This is a genomic window from Halorubrum sp. Ea1 (assembly GCF_002252965.1).
GTDB lineage: Archaea > Halobacteriota > Halobacteria > Halobacteriales > Haloferacaceae > Halorubrum.
Map to the genome: position 1 here is coordinate 21,432 of NZ_NHPG01000073.1, position 23,753 is coordinate 45,184.

Genomic DNA, 23,753 nt, shown 5'->3' on the forward strand with positions numbered 1-23,753 from the left:
CGCGCCGACGACCATCACGATCGATTCAGATAATCGACGCGCGACGACACGCGATACCGACACACCACGGCACACCGATACACATGACAGATAATAGTTCACACGATACTGACGACGCGGCCACCGAGGGTGGACGAGCAGCGGGCGACGCGGCCACCGATGGTGGACGAGCAGCGGGCGACGCGGCCACCGACGGCGGCGTCGCCACGGGCGCGGCACAGCAGCACCGACAGACCGACTACCTCAGCGAAGAGGTGAACCTGCTGAAACCGAGCACCGCGTATATGCGGGACCACCTCAGAATCGTCTGGACCGGGTTCATCGTTTGGGCACTCATCGTCTTCGGTCCGGTCACGATGACGATGCTCGCACCGGGCACGATGACGACGACCATGCCGGTGCTCGGATTCCCCTGGCACTACTTCTTAGTCGCCTTCGGCGCGCCGACGGGCGCGCTGATCTTGGCGGCCGTCTACGCCCGCCAGCGGGACAAGTTGGACGATAAGTACGGCATCGACCACAGCACCGACACCGGGTCGGCCGACACCGCCAGCGACGGGGGGCAGCGGGAATGACGCTCCCGCTCCAAGCCGAGGCGCTCGATATCTCCTTTAAGCTCCTCCCGGCTATCATCGTCTTCCTGATGATGGCCTCTTTCCTGGCCATCGGCTTCGTGTTCAAGGTGGCAGACACCGAGGGCATGTGGGTCGCCGGTCGGGGTATCGGTAACATCGAAAACGGGATGGCGATCGGCGCCAACTGGATGTCGGCCGCCTCGTATCTCGGCCTCGCCGGGCTGGTCGCGCTCGCCGGCTTCTACGGGCTCGCGTTCATCGTCGGCTGGACGACCGGGTACTTCGTCCTGCTCATCTTCCTCGCGGCCCAGATGCGCCGGTTCGGGAAGTACACCGCGCCGGACTTCGTCGCGGACCGATTCAACTCCCCGATGGCACGCGCACTGGCCGCGTTCACCACGCTGCTCATCGCGTACGTCTACTCCGTGGGCCAAGCCCGCGGGATGGGGCTGGTCGGTCAGTACGTGTTCGGACTCGACATCATCCCGATGATCATCGTGATGATGACCATCACCGTCGGCTACCTCGCGCTCTCGGGCATGCTGGGCGCGACGAAGAACATGGCCGTTCAGTACGTGATCCTCATCGTCGCGTTCCTCGCGGGCGTCTACGTCGTCGGCTTCTCGCAGGGGTACTCGACGGTGCTCCCGCAGATCGAGTACGGCACCCTGTTCAGCGAGCTCGGCCGGCAGTTCAGCGAGCCGTTCATCGGCGGGAACAGCTACTACCTGTGGGTCGCGACGGCGTTCTCGCTCATCTTCGGCACGTGCGGCCTCCCGCACGTTCTGGTCCGGTTCTACACGGTCCAGAGCGAGCGGACCGCCCGCTGGTCCACCGTGTGGGGGCTGTTCTTCATCCTGCTCCTGTACTGGGCCGCGCCGGCGATGGCGGCCTTCGGCGTCGACCTCTTCGCGACCGTGAACGGCATCTCGTCCGAAGCGGTGTTCAGCGGCGAGCAGGCGATGTCCGGCGCGGAGGGCGACGTCATCGTCGTGCTGGCCGCACAGTTCGCCCAGTTACCGACCTGGTTCGTCGGGCTGGTCGCCGCCGGCGCGATGGCGGCCGCGATCGCGACGACGGCGGGGCTGTTCATTACGGCCTCCTCCGCCGTCGCTCACGACATCTACGCCGAGCTCATCAACCCCGACGCGACCCAGCGGCAGCAAGTGCTCATCGGCCGGGCGACCATCGTCGGGATCGGCGCGCTCGTCACGGTGACCGCGTTCAACCCGCCGGCGCTCATCGGCGAACTCGTCGCCTACGCGTTCTCGCTCGCGGGCACCGTCCTGTTCCCGATGTTCTTCCTCGGGTTGTGGTGGGAGAACACCAACCGGCAGGGAGCGCTCGCGGGGATGACCGTCGGCCTGGTGCTGTGGTTCACCTCGATCGTCAACAGCGTCCTGCCGGCCTACGTCGGCTTCCTCGCCGACATCGCCGGTGGCTCCGGACAGGCGCTCATCCCGGTCTACGCCCAGTACGTGCCGCCGATCGGCGCCGCCTTGGTCGGCACGCCGCTCGTGTTCCTCGTCACCATCGCCGTCTCGATGGCGACGCCGGAACCCCCGCTGGAGACCAAGCGGATGGTCCGCCAGTGTCACAGCCCCGAACCGATGGGCCAACAGCAGACGGCAGAGGACGTCGTCGCCGACGGCGGCGAGGAGATGACGGCCGACGGGGGCCGCGCGGCCACGGAGGAGTGATCCATGTACGAACACATTCTGATCCCGACTGACGGCAGCGACGTCGCAGAGTCAGCGGTCGAACACGCGCTCGACCTCGCGGAGCAGTACGACGCCGAGGTCCACGCGCTGTACGTGGTCGACATCGACTCGGTCAACCTCGGCCTCGGGACCGAGCAGGTCGACCGGCTCAAGCAGGGCCGGTTCGACGAGATGGAGGAGCTGAAATCGAAGGCCGACGAGGCGACCGGCGCCGTCGCCGCCCGCGGCGCGGAGCGGGATATCGAGGTCGTCGAGCAGATCTCCGGCGGCCGCCCGCACACGGTGATCGCCGACTACGCCGAGAACCACGACGTGGACCTCATCGTGATGGGGAGCCACGGCCGCGCCGGCGTCCGGCGCGCGCTCCTCGGGAGCGTCACCGAGCGGACGCTTCGGTCGACGCACGTGCCCGTTCTCGTCGTCGACTACGCCGACGAGGACTGAGCCGCGACCGCGGGCGCGGCCGCGTTCCGTCGCGGCCACGGGCGTTCGACCGACCGACTCGCACCGCTTCCGGAACACCGACGTACCCCGACCGACACGCACACTCATGACAGAGACGAAGCCGATCGACGACAGCGACGAGGAGAGCCTCGCCGACCGCGTCCGATCGCACGTCACCGAGCACCGGACCGGCATGGTGCAGGACCTGCTGTTCGCGGTCGTCTGGGTGACGCTCGTGTCGCTCCTCTTCGATTACGCGTTCACGAACGCCCCGCAGTGGGTGTTTTACATGTTCATGCTCGCCGGAATCCCGGCGTACTTCGGCTTCTTTATCTCGCTGGAAATGGCGAAGGAACAGCGGTAGTCCCGGGTCGCGGTCCGGCGTCAGTCGTCGACCGTCTCGGCCGAGACGTCCGGGCCTTCGACCCCCTCCCCCTCCCCTTCTTCCCGGTCTCCGCGGTCGTCGCCCGGCGCGACCGCCGCACCGTCCGACTCGTCGACGACTCCCTCCGTCCACGTCCCGCGCAGGAACCACGCCACGCCGACCGCGAAGGAGACCACGGCGGCCATCGCGTACGCCCACCAGAGCCCCACGACGCCCCAGTCGAGCCCGACGTAGCTGATCTCGATCGCGGGGACGTCGACGGGACCGACCGCCCCGCCGCCGAGCGTGATCCCGACCGCCCCGAACGCGAGCAGGGCGGCGAGCGGAATCCGGACGGCCCACCGGGAGAGCAGCGAGAGCGCCAGCGCCGCCTTGGTGTGGCCCGCGCCGCGGAACGCGCCCTGTATCACCATGAGCCCGCCGAAGAACGCCCACGACAGCGCGATGACGCGGAGGAAGACGACCCCCTCGGCGACCGTCGCCGGGTCGTCGATGAAGACGCGCATCGCGACCGCCGGAAACAGCCAGACCGCGCCGCCGGCGACGCCGAGTAGCGCCATGGTCCCTAGCGTGGCGACGCGGGTGACGGCGACGGCGCGGTCGGGCGTCTCCGCGCCGAGGTTCTGTCCGACCCCCGTCGCGGTCGCCTGCCCGACCGCGCCCGCGACCGACCACGAGACGGACATGAGCCTGACGCCGATCCCGTAGGCCGCGGTCGCGGCCGGGCCGAACCGAGCGACCAGCGCGGCCATGAAGACGGCCGCGAACGACCGCGCCCACCCGTCGAGCGTCGCCGGGTACCCCACGCCGATCAGCTTCCGGAGGATCTCCGGGTTCGGCGCGAGGTCGCGGACGTACAGCTTCACCCCCCAGTCGCCGCGCAGCAGAATCCAGACGCCCGTCGCGGTCGCGAAGAGGCGCGCGATCAGCGTCGCGATCGCGGCCCCGCGCGTCCCGAGTGGCGGGACCGGCCCCCATCCGAGGATGAAGACGGGATCGATGACGATATTGATCCCCGCGGAGATCCCGACCAGCCACATCGCCGTCGTCGTGTCGCCCGCGCCCTGCAGGGAGGCGCGGAACGCGAAGAAGAGGAACGTGAGCGGGAGCGTGAGGAGGATCACCTCGATGTAGGCGAGCGACTCGACGAACACCGCGTCCCGCGCGCCGATCCAGTAGAGCAGCCGGTGACGGGCCGCGAACCCGAGGGCGGCGAGGGCGACGGAGACCGCGACCGCGAGCAGCACCGTCTGTCCCACGACCTCGTCGGCGCGCCGGTCGTTGCCGGCGCCGACGTGCTGGGAGACCAGGGCGATCGTCGCGGCCGTGAGGCCCACCGCGGTCGAGACGAACATCCACGACAGCGGGAACATGAGCGAGACGGCGGCGACGGCCTCGGTGCTCACCCGCCCGACCCAGAACATGTCCGCGAGGTTGTACAGCGTCTGGAGGAGGTTCCCGAGCACCAGCGGCCACGCGAGGTCGAACAGCTTCGGCGAGATGGCTCCCGCCGTCATGTCGACCCGAGCGTCGTCTTTCGCCACGAGTTACGTTCGAGCGTACGGCCGCTCGCGACCTAACGTTTCGGGAAACGGTTCGCGATCCGACTCGCGGGCCGATGCGGGCGCGGACGGTGCCGCGCGCGACCGGCGGCGATTCCGACGTTCCGGCCGCGAAGGGGTCCGCCGCGGCGATCCGGTCCGGAAAAACGGACATAGAGCCTGTCCGGGTCTGAGAGCGTCGAATACGGGTGGATCGGAGCGCACACAACACTTATCATCCAGTCGGGAGTGTGTCCGAATGCGATGGCGACAGGTAAGGTCGACTTCTTCAACGACACCGGCGGCTACGGATTCATCGAGACTGACGACGCTGACGAAGACGTATTCTTCCACATGGAAGACGTCGGCGGCCCGGACCTCGAGGAAGGCCAGGAGGTAGAGTTCGAGATCGAGGAGGCGGACAAGGGTCCGCGCGCGACGAACCTCACTCGGCTGTAGCTCGCTCGGCCGTACCCGCGACCGGCGACGGCGGACAGCTCTCGAAACGCGTTCCGCGTATATTACACCGCGAGCGGCGTCGCCGGTGTTTTGACCTCCGAGCCAGAGGACGCCGACATGGACGTCGACGACCTCGACGAGTTCGTCGCCGAGCACCTCGACCGCTACGCCGAGACGCAGGGAGTCCTCCCCGAGCGGCTCGACGAGTTCGGCGACAGGTACCGGGCGCAGGGGCACCTGACCCGCGAACAGCTGTACGACATCGCCTACGAGTCGTCGACGCGGAGCGCGTACCACGTCCGGAAGAACCCGGAGCGGCGCTGTCGGGAGGTGACCCGCAACGCCCGCGCCGTCGACGGGGACTTCTCGACGATCCACCTGATCACGGGGCTCACCGGGTTCAAGGCGCCGACGGCGTCGTGCGTGGTCGCCGCGCTCGACGGCGACCGCCACGCCGTCGTCGACACCCGCGTCTGGGCGTCGCTGGAGCGGTTGGGGTATCTCGACGGGCGGAAGGAGTCGTTCGACGCCGCCGACTACGTGACGATGATCGAACCGATCCGCGAGATCGCCGAGGAGACGGGTCACCGCGCGGTCGACGTCGGCTACGCGCTGTTCGCGCACGACGACCGCGTGCGGGAGGGCACGCTGCATTAGTCGCCGCGGTTTCTTTTAAATAGGAAACTCGACGCCGGTCGCCTCCTCGGAGTACTCCCAGAGCCGGCGGGCGTCCGCGCGGTCGTACGAGGCGTCGTTCGACCGGCCGACGGTCGGCGTCCCCCGCATGTTCATGAGACCGCCCGGCTCCACGTAGGCGCCGCCGTCGACGTCGGCGGTCGCGGCGTACAGCATGGGGAGGGCGCCCGTCGCGGCGTCCTGTCCGAGCACCGCGTTCGCGGCCTTCATCCCGACCTTCATCAGGGGGTTACCGCTCGCCTCCGCGGTGCGGTGCTGGAGGTTCGTCGCCGCGTAGCCCGGGTGGCAGGCGACGCTTCGGATCTCGGGGTCGTCGCCCCCGTCGTTCCCCCTCGCGTCGGCGATCCGCCGCTGGAGCTCGTAGGCGAACAGCAGGTTCGCGAGCTTGCTCCGGCCGTACGCCTTCCACTTCCCGTACGAGCGCTCCCAGTTGAGGTCCGAGAAGTCCATCTCGCCCTGCTCGTGGGCGCCAGACGACTGCGTGACGACGCGGGCCGCCCCGCCGATCCCCTCGGCGGCGTCCAAGAGCGGGAACAGGCGCCCCGTGAGCGCGAAGTGGCCGAGGTGGTTGACGCCGAACTGGGTCTCGAAGCCGTCCTCGGTCTCGCTCCGCGGGATCGCCATCACCCCGGCGTTGTTACAGCAGACGTCGACCGCGTCGTAGTCGGCGGCGAGTCCCTCGGCGAAGGCCGCTACCGAGTCGAGGGAGGCGAGGTCGCACTCGCGGACGTCGAGGTTGAGGTCCTCGCGATCGAGGGCGCTCTCGCGTCGGATCTCGTCGGCGGCGCGATCGCCGCGCCGCACGCTCCGGCACGCCATCACGACCGTCGCCCCCTTTTCGGCGAACGCACGGGTCCCCTCGTAGCCGAGTCCGCTGTTCGCCCCGGTGACGACCACAGTTTTTCCGTCCAGTCGCGGCATCTCGTCGGTCGTCCAGCCTGACATGGGAGACGGAAGGGGTCTCACGCGGAGAAAGCTGTCGGCGGGCGAACCGGTAACGGATAAATACAGCGCGAAACGAGACGCGTCCCCGCGATCAAACCTGCTCGAATTTCTCGAGCACCACGGCGATCACGTCCTTCGACGGAACGTCGCGGACTCTGTATTTGGTCGGGTGCCGCTGGTCGTGCGGGTACGCATCCGGCTGTGGGACGCTGTACTCTTCGTTGCCGTTGAAATTCCGGAGGAACTCTCGCGTGATCATCGGCTCGACGAACGCCAGACGCGACGAGTCGGCGTCACCGATGAACCCCTGGATGAGTGTGTTATCGAAGGCACCCGGATCACCGACATCGTCCGGTCCGTCGGGTAGTTCGGGCGCGTCCGCAGGGGCCGTGTGTTCGCCCATGTCCCTGATGTATCGCTGGTCGGCGACCGGATCGGGCGCCCGCGCGTACCCCTCGGGGAGCTGGTCGTAATCGAAATTCGTGTCGGTCACCTTTCCATCAAAATCCGGTGCTGGGCTTCCGGACGTGTACTCCCCGTTCCCGGTGTCATACGGCGGGAGCCGCGGCCCCTCGACGGCGTCGACCGTCGCGGGGTCGAGCATATGGAAGTGGATGTCGAAGTGCGGCTTGAGCCACGCGCCCTTGCCGCCGAAGTGACCGCCCGGATTCCAGTTGAGTCCCAAGAACGTGAATGGTGTGTCTGCCGTGTCCGGGAACGGGACGAAGAACTGAAGCGAGTACTTGTAGTGCACCTCCAGCGCCTCCCCGGTCGGGTTATATTTATCCGCGTATGGACCGCGGCCTGAGCTCTCTGCGGCATTCTTGAGCTCTTCTGCACTTGGTAACGCTTCCAGCGCCGCGCGGTCGAACTCAACACCGTGGTACTCCGTTTCTCCCGATGGCGTCACTTTCGTGAACGTCCTGACGATACCCTTTCCGAGTTTTATGCGTCTCCCGTACTCTGTCAGTCGCTTCGGAGGGAATTTGCCTCCTCCGGAGTCGCTTCCGCCGTTTCCGTTGCCCGGTTTGCCTGCGACGGTCGACGACCCCCAGACGATGGCGGCACCGGCCGCGGCCACTCCCCGGAGAACCCCGCGTCGGTTCGCGTCCCGCGGTCGGTCCGCGTTTCGCGCTCGACTCGGCTCTCCACTCGCGTCGTCGTTTGCCATGGGTGTGCTGCCTCCCGGCACGGTCGTTGACAAGGCACATGTTACCATGCCACTATATACAATAATTTTATGTTATTTTAAATTATTGATGACAGGGTCGCGACGGAAGCGCTCTCGCAGTCGCCCGAAGTCCACAACGCGAGAGCGACCAATATATCCGAATGAGACGGCGTCTGACGCCGGGATCCACTTTCACCGCGCCGGCGGTGCGTTTTTAGGTGCCTCGGTGGAAGGGAGGGGTACCGAATGACGTCCTTCCAGTCGACGATCGGCGACGAGGAGGGGATCGCGGAGGAGCTGGCCGAGGGCCAGCGCGAGATCTCCATCGCCGAGTTCTTCGAGAAGAACAAGCACATGCTCGGGTTCGACTCGGGCGCCCGCGGGCTCGTCACCGCCGTCAAGGAGGCGGTCGACAACGCCCTGGACGCGACCGAGGAGGCCGGCGTCCTCCCCGACATCTACATCGAGATCGAGGAGGTGGGCGACTACTACCGGCTCGTCATCGAGGACAACGGGCCGGGCATCACGAAAGCGGAGCTCCCGAAAGTGTTCGGGAAGCTCCTGTACGGTTCAAGGTTTCATACACGTGAACAGAATCGCGGTCAACAGGGAATCGGGATTTCAGCGGCCGTACTGTACTCGCAGTTGACGTCCGGCCAGCCCGCGAAGATCACCTCGCGCCCGAAGGGGCAGTCGCGGGCGCAGTACTTCGAGCTCATCATCGACACCGACACGAACGAGCCGGAGATCAAGGCGGACGAGGAGGCGACGTGGGACCGCCCCCACGGCACCCGCATCGAGCTGGAGATGGAGGCGAACATGCGGGCCCGTCAGCAGCTCCACGACTACGTGAAACACACCGCGGTCGTCAACCCCCACGCCCGGATCGAACTCCGCGAGCCGGGGCTCGACGAGCCGATGAAGTTCGAGCGCGCGACCGACGATCTACCGGCTGAGACGAAGGAGATCCGCCCGCACCCCCACGGGGTCGAGCTCGGCGCGCTCATCAAGATGCTGGAGGCGACCGAGTCGTACTCGGTGTCCGGGTTCCTCCAGGAGGAGTTCACGCGGGTCGGCAAGAAGACCGCGGACAGCGTCATCGACAACTTCCGGGACGTCTACTACGGGCGCGAGCTCTCGTGGACGCCGCCGCGCGCGCACGACGACCGCGACGTCGCGGCCGCGGTGAGCGAAGCGGTGGCCAACAAGGGGAAGGCGGCGACGACCGCCTTCGCGGAAGGCGTCGCCGAGACGGTCTCGGGGAACGACCGGCTGAGCCGGTCCGAGCTCGCGACGATCGTCGGGAACGTCGCCGACGGCGTCGAGGACGACACCGGGAAGACGTTCGGCGGGACCGTCCGGGAGAACGCGGTCGACGCGGCGTGGCGGGCGATCACCGGGGTCGACACCGACGGCGAGCCGGTCGGGGCCGCCGCGGGAGACGCGGCCGGCGACGGCGAGGACGACGGGGGAGAGGCCGACTCCCCCCTCGTCGCCGACGCGTACGCGCTCGTCGACGAGGTGACGTCGACTCGGAAGGACGACGCCGCGGTCCAGGCGATGGCCGACGCGCTGACGCGCCGGTTCCTGAACCTCGACGGCGACGCCTTCCGGATCGCTCGCGACGACCTGGATCGGCTCGTCGCCGACGCGGCGAACTTCGTCGCCGAACAGCACGACGCGACGTTCGGAGAGACCGCCCGCGAGAACGTCGTCGAAGCGTTCTGGTCCCGTGCGCGCACCGTGCCGGACGACCCGCCGAAGGTGCGCGACGTCGCCGCCGACCGCGACGCCGCGGCCGACCTGCTCGAAGCGATGCGCACCACGGACATCCTCGCGCCGCCGACCGACTGCCTCGCGCCCATCACGGCCGAGCTCGTCGAGGCCGGGCTCCGCAAGGAGTACGACGCCGACTTCTACGCGGCGGCGACGCGCGACGCCGAGGTCCACGGCGGCGACCCGTTCATCGTCGAGGCCGGCATCGCCTACGGGGGGAATATTCCGGCGGAGGGCTCCGTCGAGCTGCTCCGGTTCGCGAACCGCGTCCCCCTCGTCTACCAGCGGGGCGCCTGCGCGACGACGGACGTGATCAAGTCGATCGGCTGGCGCAACTACGGGCTCGACCAGCCCGGCGGCTCGGGGATGCCGAACGGGCCGGCCGTGATCAGCATCCACGTCGCCTCCACGAACGTCCCGTTCACGAGCGAGTCGAAGGACGCGCTCGCGAACGTCCCCGCGATCGAAGACGAGATCGAGCTCGCCGTGCGGGAGGCCGCTCGGGAGCTGAAGTCGTTCCTCAACAAGCGCCGCTCGATGCAGCAGCGCCGCGAGAAGCAGGACGTGCTCGGGAAGATCCTCCCGGAGATGGCCGACAAGGTCTCCGAGGTCACGGGCCGCCCGCGCCCCGACATCGACGGCGCGCTGGCGCGGATCATGAACAACGTCAGCGTCGATCGCGAGGTGTCCGACGGCACCGTGACGCTGGTCGTCGAGAACCACTCGGACGTGAACGAGCAGTTGGAGATCACCGATATCGTCTCGACCGAGCCGACCGACCCCTCGGACGGGACGGTCGTCGACATGGACGGCGAGTGGTTCGTCCAGTGGAAGCCCGAGGTCCCCTCGGGCGACGAGCGGGAACTGACGTACGCGGTCGACGGCGACGCCGAGTTCGAGGTCAGCGTCGGCGGCGTCGAGACGGAGAAACTCACGGTGAACGCGTAAATGACGACAGACACTGACGCACGAGACGAGCTGATCGACCTGGCCGCCGACTTCTACGACCAGTTCGCGGACGGGACGATCCCGGAGTTGCAGCTCCCGACGCGGACGAAGAGCAACATCGAGTACGACACGGAGAGCGGCGTGTGGACGTACGGCGACCGCACGTCGACGCGCAGCGCCAACTCGGTGCGGGGCGCCCGCAAGCTGCTGAAGGCGGCGTACACGATCGAGTTCCTCGCGAACCAGCTCGACGAGGGGCGCTCCTCGACGCTGCGGGAGCTGTACTACCTCTCGGAGTCGTGGGACAACGACGAGGCGCAGTTCAAGTCACAAGACGAGTCCAACGACCTCGTGGAGGACCTGGAGATCGTCACGGGGGTCACCCGCGAGGACTTCCACATGCGCCCGGAGGAGTCGGGGGCGACCCTGATGGGTCCGCTGGAGATCCGCGAGCAGACCCGCCGCGGCGAGCGCGAGATCCACTGTCAGAAGGACGTCGGCGAGGGCGGCTACCAGATCCCGAACAACCCGGACATGATCGAGTTCCTCGACGACGACATCGACTTCGCGCTCGCGGTGGAGACCGGCGGGATGCGCGACCGGCTCGTCGAGAACGGGTTCGACGAGGAGTACGACTGCCTCGTCATCCATTTAAAGGGCCAGCCGGCGCGAGCGACCCGCCGCATCACGAAGCGCGTCCACGACGAGCTCGACGTCCCCATCGCCGTCTTCGCCGACGGCGACCCGTGGTCCTACCGGATCTACGGCTCCGTGGCGTACGGCTCGATCAAGTCCGCGCACCTCTCGAAGTACCTCGCGACCCCGGAGGCGCAGTTCGTCGGGATCCAGCCCGAGGACATCGTCGAGTACGACCTCCCGGCCGACCCGCTCTCGGATTCAGACGTGAACGCCCTCGAGTCGGAGCTGGAGGACCCGCGCTTCCAGACCGACTACTGGGAGGAGCAGATCGAGCTCCAGCTCGACATCGGGAAGAAGTCCGAACAGCAGTCGCTCGCGAGCCGCGGGCTCGACTTCGTCACCGACACGTACCTCCCCGAGCGGCTCGGAGCGATGGGCGTGCTCTGAACGGAGGTGTCGCATGCCCTACGATCGGCTGCGGCGGCGTCTCACTGAGTCGGGGTCTCCGACTGTGACGACGCTCCCCGACGGAAGCGTCGACCACTTCTGTACGGTCGCCGAAGACGACGCCGAGTCGCCGGAGACCCGCGACGCGTTCGGCCGGGAGATCCTCGGAGATCGGTCGTCGTTCTCGTTCGCCGTCGAGGCGACCGAGCCCGGCGGCCAAGCGGTCAACGCGGCGAAACAGCTCCACGCGCTCGGCGGATCGGTCACCTGTTACGGCCACCTCGACGCGCCGGTATTCGAGTCGCTACCCTTCGATACCGTGTCGATGGGGGCTCCGGCGGTCGTGTACGTGTTCGGCTTCAGCGATCGGGACGTGATGTTCGTCGAGGCCGCCGACGTCGCGGAGTGGACCCTCGCGGAGGTACGCCGAGTCGCTGATCTCCCGGACGTGTTCGGGGGTGACGCCGTCTGCTGTAGTAACTGGGACTCCGTGGCGGGGCTCGAAAGCGCGTTTCACCGGCTGAGCGACGCGGACGTCCCGCGGATCCCCTTCGTTTTCGACCCGGGCGATATCGTCGGGTGCGAGCCCGACGAGATCGGTGCGTTGCTCGACGCAATGGCCGCTCTCCAAGACGCGTTCGACGTGGTGTACTCCGCCAATCGGCAGGAAGTCCGGGCGACGGCCGCGCCCCTGTCCGGACCGTTCGACCACGACCTCGCCAGACTCGCCGCGATCCGAGCGGAGACGGGGATCACGGCCGCGGTGATGCACGCGAGAGACGAGGCCGCAGCCGTCACGTCCGACGATCGCCTGCGGGTCAGCAACTACAGCGTCGAGCGTCCGGTCCGACACACCGGTGGCGGCGATCGATTCACCGGCGGGCTCGGCCACGCGCTGGCGTGCGGGTGGGATTGGGACGTCGCGCTGGCGTGTGGAAACGCCTGTGCGGTCTCCTACGTCGAATCCGGCAGTACCGGCGGTCCGAATGAGATCGCCGCATTCCTCGAGGAAAGGCCTCCCGTCGACTCCTGAGCGAACGCCTCCCCGCTACCACCCGACCGTCTCAGGTTCGCTTACCGGTCTTCGGACGCGATCTCGTCGATCTCGCGCCGCTCGCCGTCGGCGTCGTCGTTCGCGTACTTATATACGACGCCGTCCGCCTCGTCGGCGGTCGCGTTGTGCGACCCGTCACAGAGCGGCTTCGAGTCGGAGAGGCCGCACTGACAGACGTATATCTTGCCGTCGTCGCCGGTGTCGGACTCGTCGAGTATCGCCGGACCGCGCTCCTCGTGGGTGACTTCGCGCGCCATGTCACGTCGATCCGTGCCCGCAGGCATACGGTTTGGGGCCGGTCCGGGCGGGGCGACCGAGACCCCGCCGGAACCGCCTTGGGCGTGGGGCCCGTACTCGGCGTATGAGCGAGACCGAGGAGGGAGACGCGGTCGACCCGGGAGAGCTGACCGACGAGGAGTGGCGCGAGCGGCTCTCCGAGGAGGAGTACCGCGTGCTCCGCGAGAGCGGCACGGAGGCGAAGTTCTCGGGCGAGTACGTCGACCACCACCCCGACGACGGGGAGTACCGCTGTCGGGCCTGTGGAACGGTGCTGTTCGACGCCGAGACGAAGTACGAGTCCGGCTGCGGCTGGCCGGCGTTCTACGCGGCCGAGGAAGAGTCGGTGACGACGACCGTCGACACGAGCCACGGGATGCGCCGCACCGAGGTGCGGTGCGCGAACTGCGATTCCCACTTGGGCCACGTGTTCGACGACGGCCCCGAGCCGACCGGGAAGCGGTTCTGCATCAACTCGGTCGCGATGGAGTACGACGACGAGTGAGCGCGCTCGGTGCGCCCGGGGAACCGACGCTGGCGGCGTTGATCACGCTGGCGGCGTTGATCACGCTGGCGGCGTTGATCACGCTGGCGGCGTTGATCACGCTGGCGGCGCGGACGGAGAGACTGGCGGAGAGACCGGCGACGCCCTCGCGCCCTACTCCGCCACCGAGAGCCTGACGACGAACGCCGCCCCCTTCGGCTCGTTGCCCTCGATCCACACGTCCCCGTCGTAAATCTCGACGAGCGACCGGACTAGGTACAGCCCGATACCGGCGCCCGGGCTGTCGAGTCCCTTCTCTCCTTTCCCGAACACCTCGTCGCGCTGGCCCTCGGGGATCCCGGGCCCGTTGTCGGCGACGCGTACCTCGACGACGCCCTCGCCCTCGTCGAGGGTCGCCGACACCGTCACCGTCGGCGGCGTCTCGTCGTTGTGCTGGACCGCGTTCCGCAGGAGGTTCCGGAACACCGAGCTCAGCATCTCGTCGGCGACGACCGCCTCGTCGGGGAACGATCCCTCGACGGTGAACACCGCCTCCGAGTACGCCGAGCGGACCTCCTCGACCTGCTGGGAGAGGACCCTATCGAGCGCGACGCGGCTCGGGTCGGTGTCCTCCCGGAGCATGACCTCGGCCAGGTCGCGGACCGTCGTGGTCAGCGAGACCGCGCTCTGGGTGTTGCGCTTTATGACCTCTAGGTACTCCTTCCCGTCCTCGTCGACGTGGTCGTCGAGCAGTTCGGCGTACGCCCCGACCAGCTGGAGGTCGTTGCGGATGTCGTGGCGCATCACCTGGTTCAGCAGGCGGAGGTCGTCGCGCTGGCGCTTGAGGCGTTCCTCCGGGGTCACGCCGTCGGCCGACTCGGCGTCCGCGCCGTCGCTCGCGCTCCCGGCCGGCTCGGAGTCCGCACCGTCGCTCATGTCGGTGACGAAGGGCCGCCGCCGGTTTTTATATACCGGTCGCGAGCGGGGGGCGCGAGCGACCCGACGGAGTCGCTCACAACCCCTCGTCGAGCAGTTCGCGAGCGATGATGTTCTTCTGGATCTCGGTGGTCCCCTCGTATATCTGGGTGATCTTCGCGTCGCGGTAGAGCCGCTCGACGTCGTGGTCGTTGACGAAGCCGGCGCCGCCGTGGACCTGGACCGCCTCGTCGGCGACGTCGACGGCGACCCGCGAGGCGAACTCCTTGGCCATCGACGCGAGCGCGGTGAGATCGGCGGCCTCGTTGTCGACCGCCCACGCGGAGCGGTAAGTGAGCCAGCGGGCGGCCTCCGTGTTCGTGTGCATCTCCGCGAGCTTGTGTTTGATCGCTTGGAAGTCGCTGATCGGGCGGTCGAACTGCTCGCGCTCCTCCGCGTACTCAAGTGCGCGCTCGGCCGCGCCGCGGGCGATCCCGACGCCCTGCGCGGCGACCGCGGTGCGTGTCTCGTCGAAGAACTGCATCAGCTGGAGGAATCCCATCCCGCGCTGGCCGATCAGGTTCTCCTCCGGCACCCTGACGTCGTCGAAGCGGAGCTCCGCGGTGTCGCTCGCTCGGATACCGAGCTTCCCGGTGATCTTGTCGCGGGTGAGCCCGTCGCGGTCGCCCTCGACCAGGATCTGCGAGTAGCCGGAGTAGCGGTCGTCGATCTCGGGGTCGGTCTCGCAGACGACGACGAAGTAGTCGGCGACGGTGCCGTTCGTGATCCACATCTTCGACCCGTTGATCACCCACTCGTCGCCGTCCTTCTCCGCGCGGGTCTCGACCGACGTCACGTCCGAGCCCGCCTGCGGCTCCGAGATCGCCGAGCCCATCACCGCGTCGCCGGCGGTCACCTCAGGGAGGACGCGCTCCTTCTGTTCCTCCGTACCGAACTCCATCAGCGCCTCGGCGCCGAACCCGGCGCTGGAGACGCAGAGGCCGATCCCGGGGTCGGCCGCGAACAGCTCCTCGGTCAGGATCGCGTTCTCCACCGACGAGTACCCGACGCCGCCGTACTCCACCGGCACGTGCGGCGCGAGCAGGCCCATCTCGGCGGCCTTCTCCATGACCTCGTGCGGGTACTTTTCATCGACGTCGTACTCCGTCGCGACCGGTCGGATCTCCTCGTCGGCGAACTTCCGCACCTCGTCCCGCAGGTGTCGTTGCTCGTCGGTCAGCTGGAACTCCATGTTCACCCGATCCGCCGAATTCATCATAATTATTCGTAAATGACGAGGAATCCGGAGCGCGTTTATCACGGCGTCCCGGCACGGCGGGCGTCGGATCGCGCCGTGTCTTCCGGTCGGCGCCCGTGTCGACGGATCGTCGACCGCGAGCGGTCGGGGTTACCCCCGTCCGTCACCGACCCCGTCGAACCGATCGAGAGCGAACGGGTCTGCGTCGACCGGCGGGTCCGAGTCCGTGGCGAGCGCGGCGGCGACCTCGCCGACGACCGGCGCCGTCTTGAACCCGTGTCCGGACATCCCGACCGCGACGACGACGTTCCCACCGTCGGGGAGCGTGTCGATGATGTAGTCCCCGTCCGGCGTCTGCGACAGCACGCACGCCTTCGTCCCCAGCACCGCCCCGTCACCGGTCGGCGCGAAGTCGCGGGCGAACCCGCGCGCCGCCTCCGTCTCGGCCAGTCCCGCGTCGTGAATCTCGTCGGGATGGACGGCGCTCCCCTCGGCGTGGGTCGCCCCCACCTTGAATCCGGGAACGCGATGCCGGGGGAGGCCGTAGAAGTGCCGGCCGTCCTCGGTGTCCATCACGAACACCGGAAACGAGTCGGGCGCGAACGCGGCCGGGGTCCGCGGCCGGATCCGACAGGCAACGTGCCGCTCGCGCTCCACCAACCCCTCCACCGCGGCGACGTGGTCGGCGGCCCAAGCGCCCGACGCGACCACGAGCGAGTCGGCGTCGTAGTCCCGTCGCGGCGTCCGAACGCGGACCCCGTCCTCGCCCGCGGTCCAGTCGACTACCGGCTCGCGGGCCCGCAGCTCGGCGCCGTCCGCCATCGCCGCCTCGGCGAGCGCGACGAGACACCGCTCCGGGTCGAGGAGCCCGCCGTCGGGCTGGAACACGGCTCGGTACCCCTCGGGGAGGTCGTAGGCCGGAAACCGGTCGTTGACAGCGGCCGCGTCCAGCACCTCGTGGTCGATGTCGTGGGTGTGACAGGTCGCTCGCGCGCCGGTGAACGAGTCGCCCGACTCGGGCCCGACGGTCAGGGACCCGGTTCGATAAAAGAGGTCGGCCTCCGCGTCGCGGTCGAGTCGCTGCCACGCCCGTCGGCTCCGGCGAAGCATCGGCACGTACATCTCGCCCTCGTGGTAGGCGAGTCGGAAGATGCGGCTCGGTCCGTGCGAGGTCGCCCGCGGGTTCGGGAAGTCGCCTCGCTCCAACAGCAGCACGTCTCGACCCTCGCCGGCGAGCGCGCGGGCGGCCGCACACCCCACCACGCCCGCACCGACCACGACTGCGTCGTACTCGCCCATACCCGCTCGTGGCGGGCGACCGCGTTAGTCGTTTGGCTCCGAGAAGCGAGACCGACCGGGCGCGCTCGGCGGGCGCTCGGCGGACGCTCGTCAGTTACGCCCGTTGACGAACGTCGCGATCCGGTCGGTCGCCTCCTTCAGCTCGCGCATCGAGGTCGCGTACGACACCCGGAGGTGGCCCTCGCCGCCCGCGCCGAAGACGGAGCCGGGGACGACGGCGACGCCCTGCGCCTCCAGCAGCTCCTCGGCGAAGACCTCGTCGTCGCCCCCGCAGTCGGGGAAGGCGTAGAAGGCGCCGCCGGGCTCGAACGTGTCGAGGCCCATCTCGTTGAACCGGGAGACGACGAGTCGGCGGCGGCGGTTGTACTCGTCGACCATCTCGGTCACTTCGTCGTCGCAGCGGTCGAGCGCCTCGATCGCCGCGTACTGCGGCGTCGTCGGCGCCGACAGCATCGTGTACTGGTGGATCCGGTTCATCGCGTCGATCGCCTCGGTCGGTCCGAGCGCGTACCCGAGCCGGAGGCCGGTCATCGCGTACGCCTTCGAGAAGCCGTTGACGACGACGGTGCGCTCGCGCATCCCCGGCCGCGTGACGATCGAGGCGTGGTCGGTCCCGTACGTGAGCGCGGCGTAGATCTCGTCGGCGATCACCCGGATGTCGTTCTCGCGACAGAAGGCGGCGACCGCCGCGTACTGCTCGTCGGTCATGGTCGCGCCGGTCGGATTGTTCGGGTAACAGAGGACGAGGAGGTCCGTGTCGGCGGCGCCCGACGCCTCCAGCGCGCTCCGCGTGAGCGCGAAGTCGTCCTCGGCCCGCGTGGGGACCGTCAGCCGCTCGCCGCCGGCCAGTTCGATCCCCGGGCCGTAGGAGATGTACGTCGGCTCGTGGACCGCGACCGTGTCGCCGGGGTCGACGAGCGCGCGGAAGGCGAGGTCGACCGCCTCGCTCGCGCCGGTGGTGACGAGCACCTCCTCGGCCGGGTCGTACGACTGGTCGTAGCGCTCGTGTTGGGCCGCGATCCGCTCGCGGAGGGCGGCCATTCCGCGGTTCGACGTGTAGGAGGTCTTCCCGCGTTCGAGCGAGTCGATCGCGGCGTTCCGGGCCGCCCACGGCGCCGAGAAGTCCGGCTCGCCGACGCCCAGCGAGATCACGTCGTCGCGCGCCTCCGCGAGCTCGAAGAACTTCCGGATCCCCGACTCGGGGAGGTCGCGCGCGCGCTCCGAGAGCCTCATGGCGAGACGGAGAGGCGGTCGTCGTCGTCGCCGTCCTCGAACCGCACCCCGCCGTCCTTGTACGTCTCCATGATGTAGTGAGTCACCGTCTGGGTGACCTCCGGCATGGGCGCGACCTGCTCGGAGATGAACCGGGAGACGTCCTGCATCGTCTCGCCGAGCACCTCGACGGCGAAGTCGTAGTCACCGGAAACGAGGTGGAGGGCGTCGACCGCCGGGAACTTCGCGATTCGGTCGGCGACCTGCTCGTACCCCGTTTCGCGGTCGAGCTCCACGTTGATCTCGACGACCGCCCGGATCTTCCCCTCGTCGACGCGGTCCCAGTCGATGACCGCCTGGTAGCCGTGGACCACGTTGTCCGCCTCCAGCGCCGCGATGGCCTCCTCTACCGCGGCGGCGTCGAGGCCCGTCTGGGCCGCGATGTCGTCGATGTCCTCGCGGGCGTTCCGCGCCAACACGTCGAGTACCTCGCGCTCGGCGTCCATACTTTACGATCACGCGGGGGCGGTTTATGAGTAGCGACGCGCGCAAGACGGGCCGTCGGCCGCGGCGCGCCGGTCGGCGCTCTCCCCCCTCCGCTATCCTTACCACTTTGGGGGCCGCACGCGTACGCCCGGCCATGTCACCAGCGACGACGACCCGGAGCGAGACGTTCGACGTCGGCGGCGACCTGACCGTCAACCGCCTCGGCTTCGGCGCGATGCGAGTCACGGGCGAGGACATCATCGGGCGGCCGGCCGACGAGGAGGAGGCCAAGCGGGTCCTCCGGCGGGCCGTCGAGCTCGGCGTCGACTTCGTGGACACCGCCGACTCCTACGGGCCGGGCGTCAGCGAACGCCTGATCGGCGAGGCCCTCGGCGACCCCGACGACGTGGTCGTCGCCTCGAAGGCCGGGCTGCTCCGCAACCGCGAGGGCGACTGGCTCCCCCACGGCGACCCGGACTTCCTGAAGAATCAGGTGCTGTGCAGCCTCGACCGGCTCGGGGCCGACACGATCGACCTCTACCAGTTCCATCGGCCCGACCCGGACACCGACTTCGAGGCCTCCGTCCACGCCTTCGCGGAGATGAAGGACGCCGGGCAGATCGCCCACGTCGGCCTCTCGAACGTCACCGTCGAACAGCTGGAGACGGCGACGGAGATCGTCGATATCGCGACCGTCCAGAACCGGTACAACGTCGGGCACCGAGACGACGAGGACGTGCTCCGCGCCTGCGAGCGCGACGACGTGGGGTTCATCCCGTGGGGGCCGATGTACGCGGTCTTTCAGGAGGGGCCGGCCGCCGTGCTCGACGAGGTCGCCGAGCGTCGCGACGCCACGCCACAGCAGGTCGCGCTGGCGTGGCTGCTCGAACACTCCGACGTGACGCTCCCGATCCCGGGCACGTCGAGCGTCGAACACCTCGAAACGAACGTCGCGGCCGCCGACCTCTCGCTGACCGACGAGGATATGACAGCTCTGGACGAGATCGATCTGCGGGCGTAGAGCGCCGACGAGCGATGCGCCCCGATTCCTGAGCCCTCTCACGGCGTCCGGCCTCGGGTGCGTCGGCGTCAGTTCCCCGCGCTCAGGACGGCAGCCGCCGTGGCGGGGTGTCCAGGATCGTTCGGCGGCTAGCGGCGCGGGCGCTTGGACCTCACGGTCCGGAACGGCCGTCTTCGGCGACGACCGGCGCGGGCCGTTCGCGTGGACCGTCGATACCCGCCGCCGCTTCAGGAGCACCGTTCGGGCGGCCAGAGCGGCCGTCGCCGACGAGTGTGTCGAGCGAGCTAGCACCGCGGACGGAGGTACGCACGGCCCGCGTCGGAGGACTCACGTCGAACGACGCGACCCCCGTACCGTGAACGACGGCGTCCGGGTGCGGGTCGGTAACGACGGAGCCGATCGAGCCCGTTGGAGCACCCGATCGCTTTGACGTCGAAGGTCTCTCTCGGTCGGAGACGCGCCGACCCCCGGGCGATGACGGTCGCGACCCACACCCCTCGTTCGCCGTCCGTTGTCACGATGGCCGCCGTTCTCACCGACCTCGACCGCCCCGCCATCGTGTACGGCAGGTGGCCGCCAGTGGCGGCCGGCAGGGGCGCGATCGGCCGTTAGTATATAAGTGAGTTATACTCATAAGCCGGAGACCGATGGGCCGCGGGCTCCACGTTCCACCCGTATGACACGGAACGACCGCGTCCGCGACGGCGCCGACAGAACCGAACCGAAGTTCTACCTCCCTGCCGCGTCCGCTCGCCCGGCCGCACTCGATTGGTTTGACCGGGTCCGCGCGACGCTGTTCAAGCCGCCACGGTGACGAGTCGAGAACGCTGCGAACGGGTCCGCCGGAGGGTCTTCGAACAGCCGAACCGGACCGGTCGGTTCGGGCCGACACCGTGTCGGTCCCCAAGTCGCCCTCCCGGTCCGAACCGCACACGTATGAGACATAGGTATATCACCGCGACCCGCGTATCCGAAGGCCGTGCCCAACCGGGCGACGGGACTCACCGAACGACCGCCGCACTGACGCCGGTCGCGAGCGTTCGATCGTCGATTTGCGCCGACCACCTCGGCACCCGTCGCTCACGGAGGTGGAACTCCGGAGGCAGTTCCCTCACAGAACGATGAGCGATATTAAAGCGGTCGTCCGAGTCGAGCACGCCGACATCGTCCTCACGGGCGCGGTCCGTCACGACAGCAGTGCGAGCGTCGAATCGGTATCGGAGGCGGGCACCGATCCGACGTCCGGGCGGTTCTTTTACCGCGTGGAATCGTCCGATCTCCGTCGGTTCGAGAGGGGATTGCGGAACGATCACACAATCGGGGCGTTCGAGCGCCTGCGTGAAACCGGCGACGGGAGGGCGATTTACAGCGTGGAGTATTCGGACGAAGCAACGATCGTCTCGCCGGTCGTCTCGGCGGCGAGCGGTGTCATCCTCGACATGGAAAACGAGGGTGGCGCGTGGAACCTGACGGTGTGGCTGCCCGAGCGAGCGAATCTGACTCGCCTGTGGGACTACGCACGACGGAATGACATCAGTATCGAGCTCGTGCGTGTCAACGAGTACGATGGCATCGGTACCACGGACGCGGGACTGACCGACAGCCAGCGGGAGGCGCTCCTCGTCGCGGTCGATGCGGGGTATTTCGAAGAGCCCCGAGACGTGACTCTCAGTGACGTCGCCGCCGACCTGGACATCTCTCAGCCCGCGGCTAGCGGGCTCCTTCGGCGCGGAATCAAGCGACTGATCATCTCCTCTCTGATGGACGACAGCGAAGAGCCGAACAGGTGAGCCCCCGTCGCAAGTGCGAGCGTGTCGCGAGGACTCCGGGACGTACCGTGCGTGTGACCTCAGTGTCCGGAAAGTCGGATGGCCAGAGAGAGCCGTCTGAACGGCCAGTTCACACCCGTCGAACGCGTCGCACCAAACGACGTATGCCCGCGACGGGGGCCTACGCGTCGAACGGGTTCACCAGCTCGACCGTCTCCTCGCGGTCGGGACCGACGCCGACCGCGTAGACGGGCGTGTCGGTCTCGTCGGCGACGAACTCGAGGTACTCGCGGGCCGCCTCGGGGAGCGCGTCGTAGCCTTCCTCGGCGACCGCGGCCGAGTCGAACTCCGCCCAGGTGTCGAGGGACTCGTACACCGGTTCGCACCGCTCCCATCGGTCGGTCGTGGTGGGGACGGTATCGATCTCCTCTCCATCTAGCTCGTAGCCGGTACACACCTTCAGCCCGTCGAGCCCGGCGAGCACGTCGACGTGATTGACCGCGAGCCCCGTGAAGCCGGAGACGCGCGCCGCGTGGCGCAGCATCGGGAGGTCGAGCCAGCCGATCCGACGGGGGCGACCCGTCACGGTGCCGAACTCACCGCCCTTCTCTCGGATGTCGTCGGCGAGCGCCTCCTCGTCGGCGTCCCCGTCGAGCTCGGTCGGCATCGGCCCCTCGCCGACGCGGGAGAGGTACGCCTTCACGATCCCGACGACCTCGCCGTCGCCGACCTTCGTGACCCCGAGCCCGGAGCCCACCGCGGCGGCGCCGGCGGTCGGATTCGAGGACGTGACGAACGGGTAGTTCCCGTGGTCGACGTCGATGTGCGTCCCCTGAGCGCCCTCGAAGAGGATCTCGTCGCCGGCCTCGTGGCGGCGGTGGAGGTAGTCCGAGCAGTTGACCGTCATCCCCTCGTCGGCGAGGCGCTCTCCGATCGCGGCGAACTCCTCGTGGAGCGCGTCGACGTCGAACGCCTCGGCGCGCTCTTCATCGCCGTCGATCTCGAGCCCGTACACGTCCTCGACGATCGCGCGCTTCTGCGGGACGGCGTACTCCAGTTTCTCTCGGAGCACGCCGGGGTCGAGCAGGTCGGCGACCCGGACCCCTCGGCGGCCCGCTTTGTCCTCGTACGTCGGCCCGATTCCGCGGCCGGTCGTGCCGACCTCGTCGCCGGCGTCGTCGTCGGCCTTGACCTCCTCTTCGATCCCGTCCAGCACGCGGTGGTACGGCAGGATCACGTGCGCCCGGCGGGCGACCCGCACGTCCGGGTCGAGCCCGCGCTCGCGCAGGCCGTCTATCTCGCTGAACAGCGTGCGCGGGTTGACGACGCAGCCGTTGCCGAGGACGCCGACCGTGCCGCGGACGGCACCGCTCGGTACCAGCGAGAGCTTGTACTCCGCGCCCCCCTCGACGACGGTGTGGCCGGCGTTGTCGCCGCCCTGATAACGGACTACGACGTCCGCGTCCCCTCCCCACCGGTCGACGAGCGCGCCCTTGCCCTCGTCACCCAGCTGGGAGCCGACGATGGTGAGTGTCATACGGCCCGGTGGTTCCTTCCGGGGGGTAAAACAGATTACGGTCCGCGGACGCGATCACCCCACGAACGTGCATCAGATTGCGGCGTACTCATATGAGGTATGCCCGTTCGTGCGATAGATCCCCGTCTGACGGGCTCGCGACGAGCGAAGCGACGAACTCCGCCACCGATTCGCGGGGCCGCTGCTCGCGGAGTCGGCCGTCGATTCGCACGACCACTCGGTCCCCGATCGATCGAACACGTTAACTACTGCCACGTCGAAGTCGGGGATCGAGCGACCCGGGGGCGGCCGACGACAGCAACTTTTAAACAGGGGCATGACGAGTTAACATGTGCCATGATAGATCGACTAGAGAAGGAGGTAGACATGCTGGAACGACACCTCCAAGTCCTGCGGATGGTCATCGAAAACGAGCCGATCGGCATCGTGAAGATGTCGAACGAGACGGGATACCCCCATCACAAGGTCCGGTACTCCCTGCGCGTGCTCGAGGAGGAGAACCTCATCGAGCCGTCGAGCCAGGGCGCCATCACCACCGAGCGAACCCACGAGTTCGTCGACGAGCTCGACGAGAAGCTCGACGAGACGGTCGACAAGCTCGGCTCCATGCGGATCGACGACGCCGCCGAGCTCGAGAACTGAACGCCTCCGTTCGTACGCGCCGCCGGCCGCGGGTCCGCGTTTCGATCTCGGGT

General features: G+C 68.4%; 25 protein-coding genes. 15 read left to right on the plus strand and 10 right to left on the minus strand.

Annotated features, from left to right (window positions below):
* The first annotated feature begins 83 nt into the window (after nt 1-83).
* The 4 genes from DJ73_RS09330 to DJ73_RS09345 all read left to right on the plus strand — a co-directional run bounded on the left by DJ73_RS09330 (nt 84) and on the right by DJ73_RS09345 (nt 3,104).
* Nucleotides 84-575 carry a DUF4212 domain-containing protein gene (locus DJ73_RS09330; protein ID WP_094557829.1) on the plus strand — a complete coding sequence of 164 codons (492 nt, stop codon included), beginning with the start codon at nt 84-86 and terminating at the stop codon, nt 573-575.
* Complete coding sequence (locus DJ73_RS09335; RefSeq protein ID WP_094557830.1) at nt 572-2,275, plus strand: cation acetate symporter; 1,704 nt, start codon at nt 572-574, stop codon at nt 2,273-2,275. The genes DJ73_RS09330 and DJ73_RS09335 overlap by 4 nt, the downstream gene beginning before the upstream one ends.
* A gap of 3 nt (nt 2,276-2,278) precedes the next feature.
* Complete coding sequence (locus tag DJ73_RS09340; RefSeq protein ID WP_094525506.1) at nt 2,279-2,740, plus strand: universal stress protein; 462 nt, start codon at nt 2,279-2,281, stop codon at nt 2,738-2,740.
* Between the two features lie 106 nt (nt 2,741-2,846).
* A complete protein-coding gene (locus DJ73_RS09345; RefSeq protein WP_094525507.1) occupies nt 2,847-3,104 on the plus strand; it encodes a hypothetical protein in 258 nt (85 codons plus the stop codon).
* A gap of 20 nt (nt 3,105-3,124) precedes the next feature.
* Here the strand turns inward: DJ73_RS09345 and DJ73_RS09350 are convergent, their stop codons facing one another.
* Entirely contained in the window at nt 3,125-4,642 is a 1,518-nt protein-coding gene (locus tag DJ73_RS09350) for an MATE family efflux transporter (protein WP_094525614.1), read from the minus strand.
* 288 nt (nt 4,643-4,930) lie between these two features.
* Here DJ73_RS09350 and DJ73_RS09355 point away from each other — a divergent pair, with 288 nt between their 5' ends.
* A complete protein-coding gene (locus tag DJ73_RS09355; protein WP_004045866.1) occupies nt 4,931-5,125 on the plus strand; it encodes a cold-shock protein in 195 nt (64 codons plus the stop codon).
* 117 nt (nt 5,126-5,242) lie between these two features.
* Nucleotides 5,243-5,782, plus strand: a complete 540-nt coding sequence (locus tag DJ73_RS09360; protein ID WP_094526810.1) for a hypothetical protein — start codon at nt 5,243-5,245, stop codon at nt 5,780-5,782.
* Nucleotides 5,783-5,797: 15 nt separating this feature from the next.
* On the opposite strand, the gene DJ73_RS09365 is transcribed toward DJ73_RS09360, so the two are convergent.
* Together DJ73_RS09365 and DJ73_RS09370 are read right to left on the minus strand one after the other, a co-directional pair.
* Nucleotides 5,798-6,766: an oxidoreductase gene (locus DJ73_RS09365; RefSeq protein WP_094525509.1), complete on the minus strand. Its 969-nt coding sequence runs from the start codon at nt 6,764-6,766 to the stop codon at nt 5,798-5,800.
* 91 nt (nt 6,767-6,857) lie between these two features.
* On the minus strand, nt 6,858-7,937 hold the full coding sequence (locus DJ73_RS09370) for a hypothetical protein (protein ID WP_094525510.1): 1,080 nt from the start codon (nt 7,935-7,937) through the stop codon (nt 6,858-6,860).
* A 246-nt stretch (nt 7,938-8,183) separates the two neighbouring features.
* Between DJ73_RS09370 and DJ73_RS09375 the strand changes: the two genes are divergently transcribed.
* From DJ73_RS09375 to DJ73_RS09385, 3 genes are read left to right on the plus strand one after another with little or no spacing between them, the layout of a single operon-like run.
* Nucleotides 8,184-10,661: a DNA topoisomerase VI subunit B gene (locus DJ73_RS09375; protein ID WP_094525511.1), complete on the plus strand. Its 2,478-nt coding sequence runs from the start codon at nt 8,184-8,186 to the stop codon at nt 10,659-10,661.
* Nucleotides 10,662-11,747, plus strand: coding sequence for a DNA topoisomerase IV subunit A (locus tag DJ73_RS09380; protein WP_094557831.1), 1,086 nt, complete (start codon nt 10,662-10,664; stop codon nt 11,745-11,747).
* A gap of 13 nt (nt 11,748-11,760) precedes the next feature.
* On the plus strand, nt 11,761-12,780 hold the full coding sequence (locus tag DJ73_RS09385) for a carbohydrate kinase family protein (RefSeq protein WP_094557832.1): 1,020 nt from the start codon (nt 11,761-11,763) through the stop codon (nt 12,778-12,780).
* Between the two features lie 41 nt (nt 12,781-12,821).
* Here DJ73_RS09385 and DJ73_RS09390 read toward each other — a convergent pair whose 3' ends face one another.
* Nucleotides 12,822-13,058 carry a CDGSH iron-sulfur domain-containing protein gene (locus tag DJ73_RS09390; RefSeq protein WP_094525514.1) on the minus strand — a complete coding sequence of 79 codons (237 nt, stop codon included), beginning with the start codon at nt 13,056-13,058 and terminating at the stop codon, nt 12,822-12,824.
* Nucleotides 13,059-13,162: 104 nt separating this feature from the next.
* On the opposite strand from DJ73_RS09390, the gene msrB reads away from it, so the two are divergent.
* Both msrB and DJ73_RS09400 read left to right on the plus strand, forming a co-directional pair.
* Nucleotides 13,163-13,582 carry a peptide-methionine (R)-S-oxide reductase MsrB gene (gene msrB / locus DJ73_RS09395; RefSeq protein ID WP_094525515.1) on the plus strand — a complete coding sequence of 140 codons (420 nt, stop codon included), beginning with the start codon at nt 13,163-13,165 and terminating at the stop codon, nt 13,580-13,582.
* Nucleotides 13,579-13,758 carry a hypothetical protein gene (locus DJ73_RS09400; protein WP_094557833.1) on the plus strand — a complete coding sequence of 60 codons (180 nt, stop codon included), beginning with the start codon at nt 13,579-13,581 and terminating at the stop codon, nt 13,756-13,758. Before msrB ends, DJ73_RS09400 begins: the two co-directional genes overlap by 4 nt.
* Here DJ73_RS09400 and DJ73_RS09405 read toward each other — a convergent pair.
* The 5 genes from DJ73_RS09405 to DJ73_RS09425 all read right to left on the minus strand — a co-directional run bounded on the left by DJ73_RS09405 (nt 13,736) and on the right by DJ73_RS09425 (nt 18,751).
* Nucleotides 13,736-14,497 (minus strand): sensor histidine kinase KdpD, encoded by a 762-nt coding sequence (locus DJ73_RS09405; RefSeq protein WP_094557834.1) that lies wholly within the window; start codon nt 14,495-14,497, stop codon nt 13,736-13,738. The two genes, DJ73_RS09400 and DJ73_RS09405, sit on opposite strands and share 23 nt — an antisense overlap.
* A 76-nt stretch (nt 14,498-14,573) precedes the next feature.
* The gene (locus DJ73_RS09410) at nt 14,574-15,728 is read right to left on the minus strand and encodes an acyl-CoA dehydrogenase family protein (protein ID WP_094557835.1); all 1,155 of its coding nucleotides are present in this window, start codon (nt 15,726-15,728) and stop codon (nt 14,574-14,576) included.
* A 156-nt stretch (nt 15,729-15,884) separates the two neighbouring features.
* Entirely contained in the window at nt 15,885-17,033 is a 1,149-nt protein-coding gene (gene solA, locus DJ73_RS09415) for an N-methyl-L-tryptophan oxidase (RefSeq protein WP_094525518.1), read from the minus strand.
* Nucleotides 17,034-17,123: 90 nt separating this feature from the next.
* Nucleotides 17,124-18,266, minus strand: a complete 1,143-nt coding sequence (locus DJ73_RS09420) for a pyridoxal phosphate-dependent aminotransferase (protein ID WP_094557836.1) — start codon at nt 18,264-18,266, stop codon at nt 17,124-17,126.
* The gene (locus DJ73_RS09425) at nt 18,263-18,751 is read right to left on the minus strand and encodes an Lrp/AsnC family transcriptional regulator (protein ID WP_094525520.1); all 489 of its coding nucleotides are present in this window, start codon (nt 18,749-18,751) and stop codon (nt 18,263-18,265) included. Before DJ73_RS09425 ends, DJ73_RS09420 begins: the two co-directional genes overlap by 4 nt.
* A 134-nt stretch (nt 18,752-18,885) precedes the next feature.
* Here DJ73_RS09425 and DJ73_RS09430 point away from each other — a divergent pair, with 134 nt between their 5' ends.
* The 3 genes from DJ73_RS09430 to DJ73_RS09435 all read left to right on the plus strand — a co-directional run bounded on the left by DJ73_RS09430 (nt 18,886) and on the right by DJ73_RS09435 (nt 21,542).
* Entirely contained in the window at nt 18,886-19,752 is an 867-nt protein-coding gene (locus tag DJ73_RS09430; protein ID WP_094557837.1) for an aldo/keto reductase, read from the plus strand.
* A gap of 676 nt (nt 19,753-20,428) precedes the next feature.
* Nucleotides 20,429-20,566 carry a hypothetical protein gene (locus DJ73_RS20295; protein ID WP_176451111.1) on the plus strand — a complete coding sequence of 46 codons (138 nt, stop codon included), beginning with the start codon at nt 20,429-20,431 and terminating at the stop codon, nt 20,564-20,566.
* 307 nt (nt 20,567-20,873) lie between these two features.
* The gene (locus DJ73_RS09435) at nt 20,874-21,542 is read left to right on the plus strand and encodes a helix-turn-helix domain-containing protein (protein ID WP_094525616.1); all 669 of its coding nucleotides are present in this window, start codon (nt 20,874-20,876) and stop codon (nt 21,540-21,542) included.
* A gap of 160 nt (nt 21,543-21,702) precedes the next feature.
* On the opposite strand, the gene DJ73_RS09440 is transcribed toward DJ73_RS09435, so the two are convergent.
* Nucleotides 21,703-23,058 carry an adenylosuccinate synthase gene (locus DJ73_RS09440; RefSeq protein ID WP_094525522.1) on the minus strand — a complete coding sequence of 452 codons (1,356 nt, stop codon included), beginning with the start codon at nt 23,056-23,058 and terminating at the stop codon, nt 21,703-21,705.
* A 336-nt stretch (nt 23,059-23,394) separates the two neighbouring features.
* Here DJ73_RS09440 and DJ73_RS09445 point away from each other — a divergent pair, with 336 nt between their 5' ends.
* Nucleotides 23,395-23,700 carry a hypothetical protein gene (locus DJ73_RS09445; protein WP_004045854.1) on the plus strand — a complete coding sequence of 102 codons (306 nt, stop codon included), beginning with the start codon at nt 23,395-23,397 and terminating at the stop codon, nt 23,698-23,700.
* The last annotated feature ends 53 nt before the right edge of the window (nt 23,701-23,753 follow it).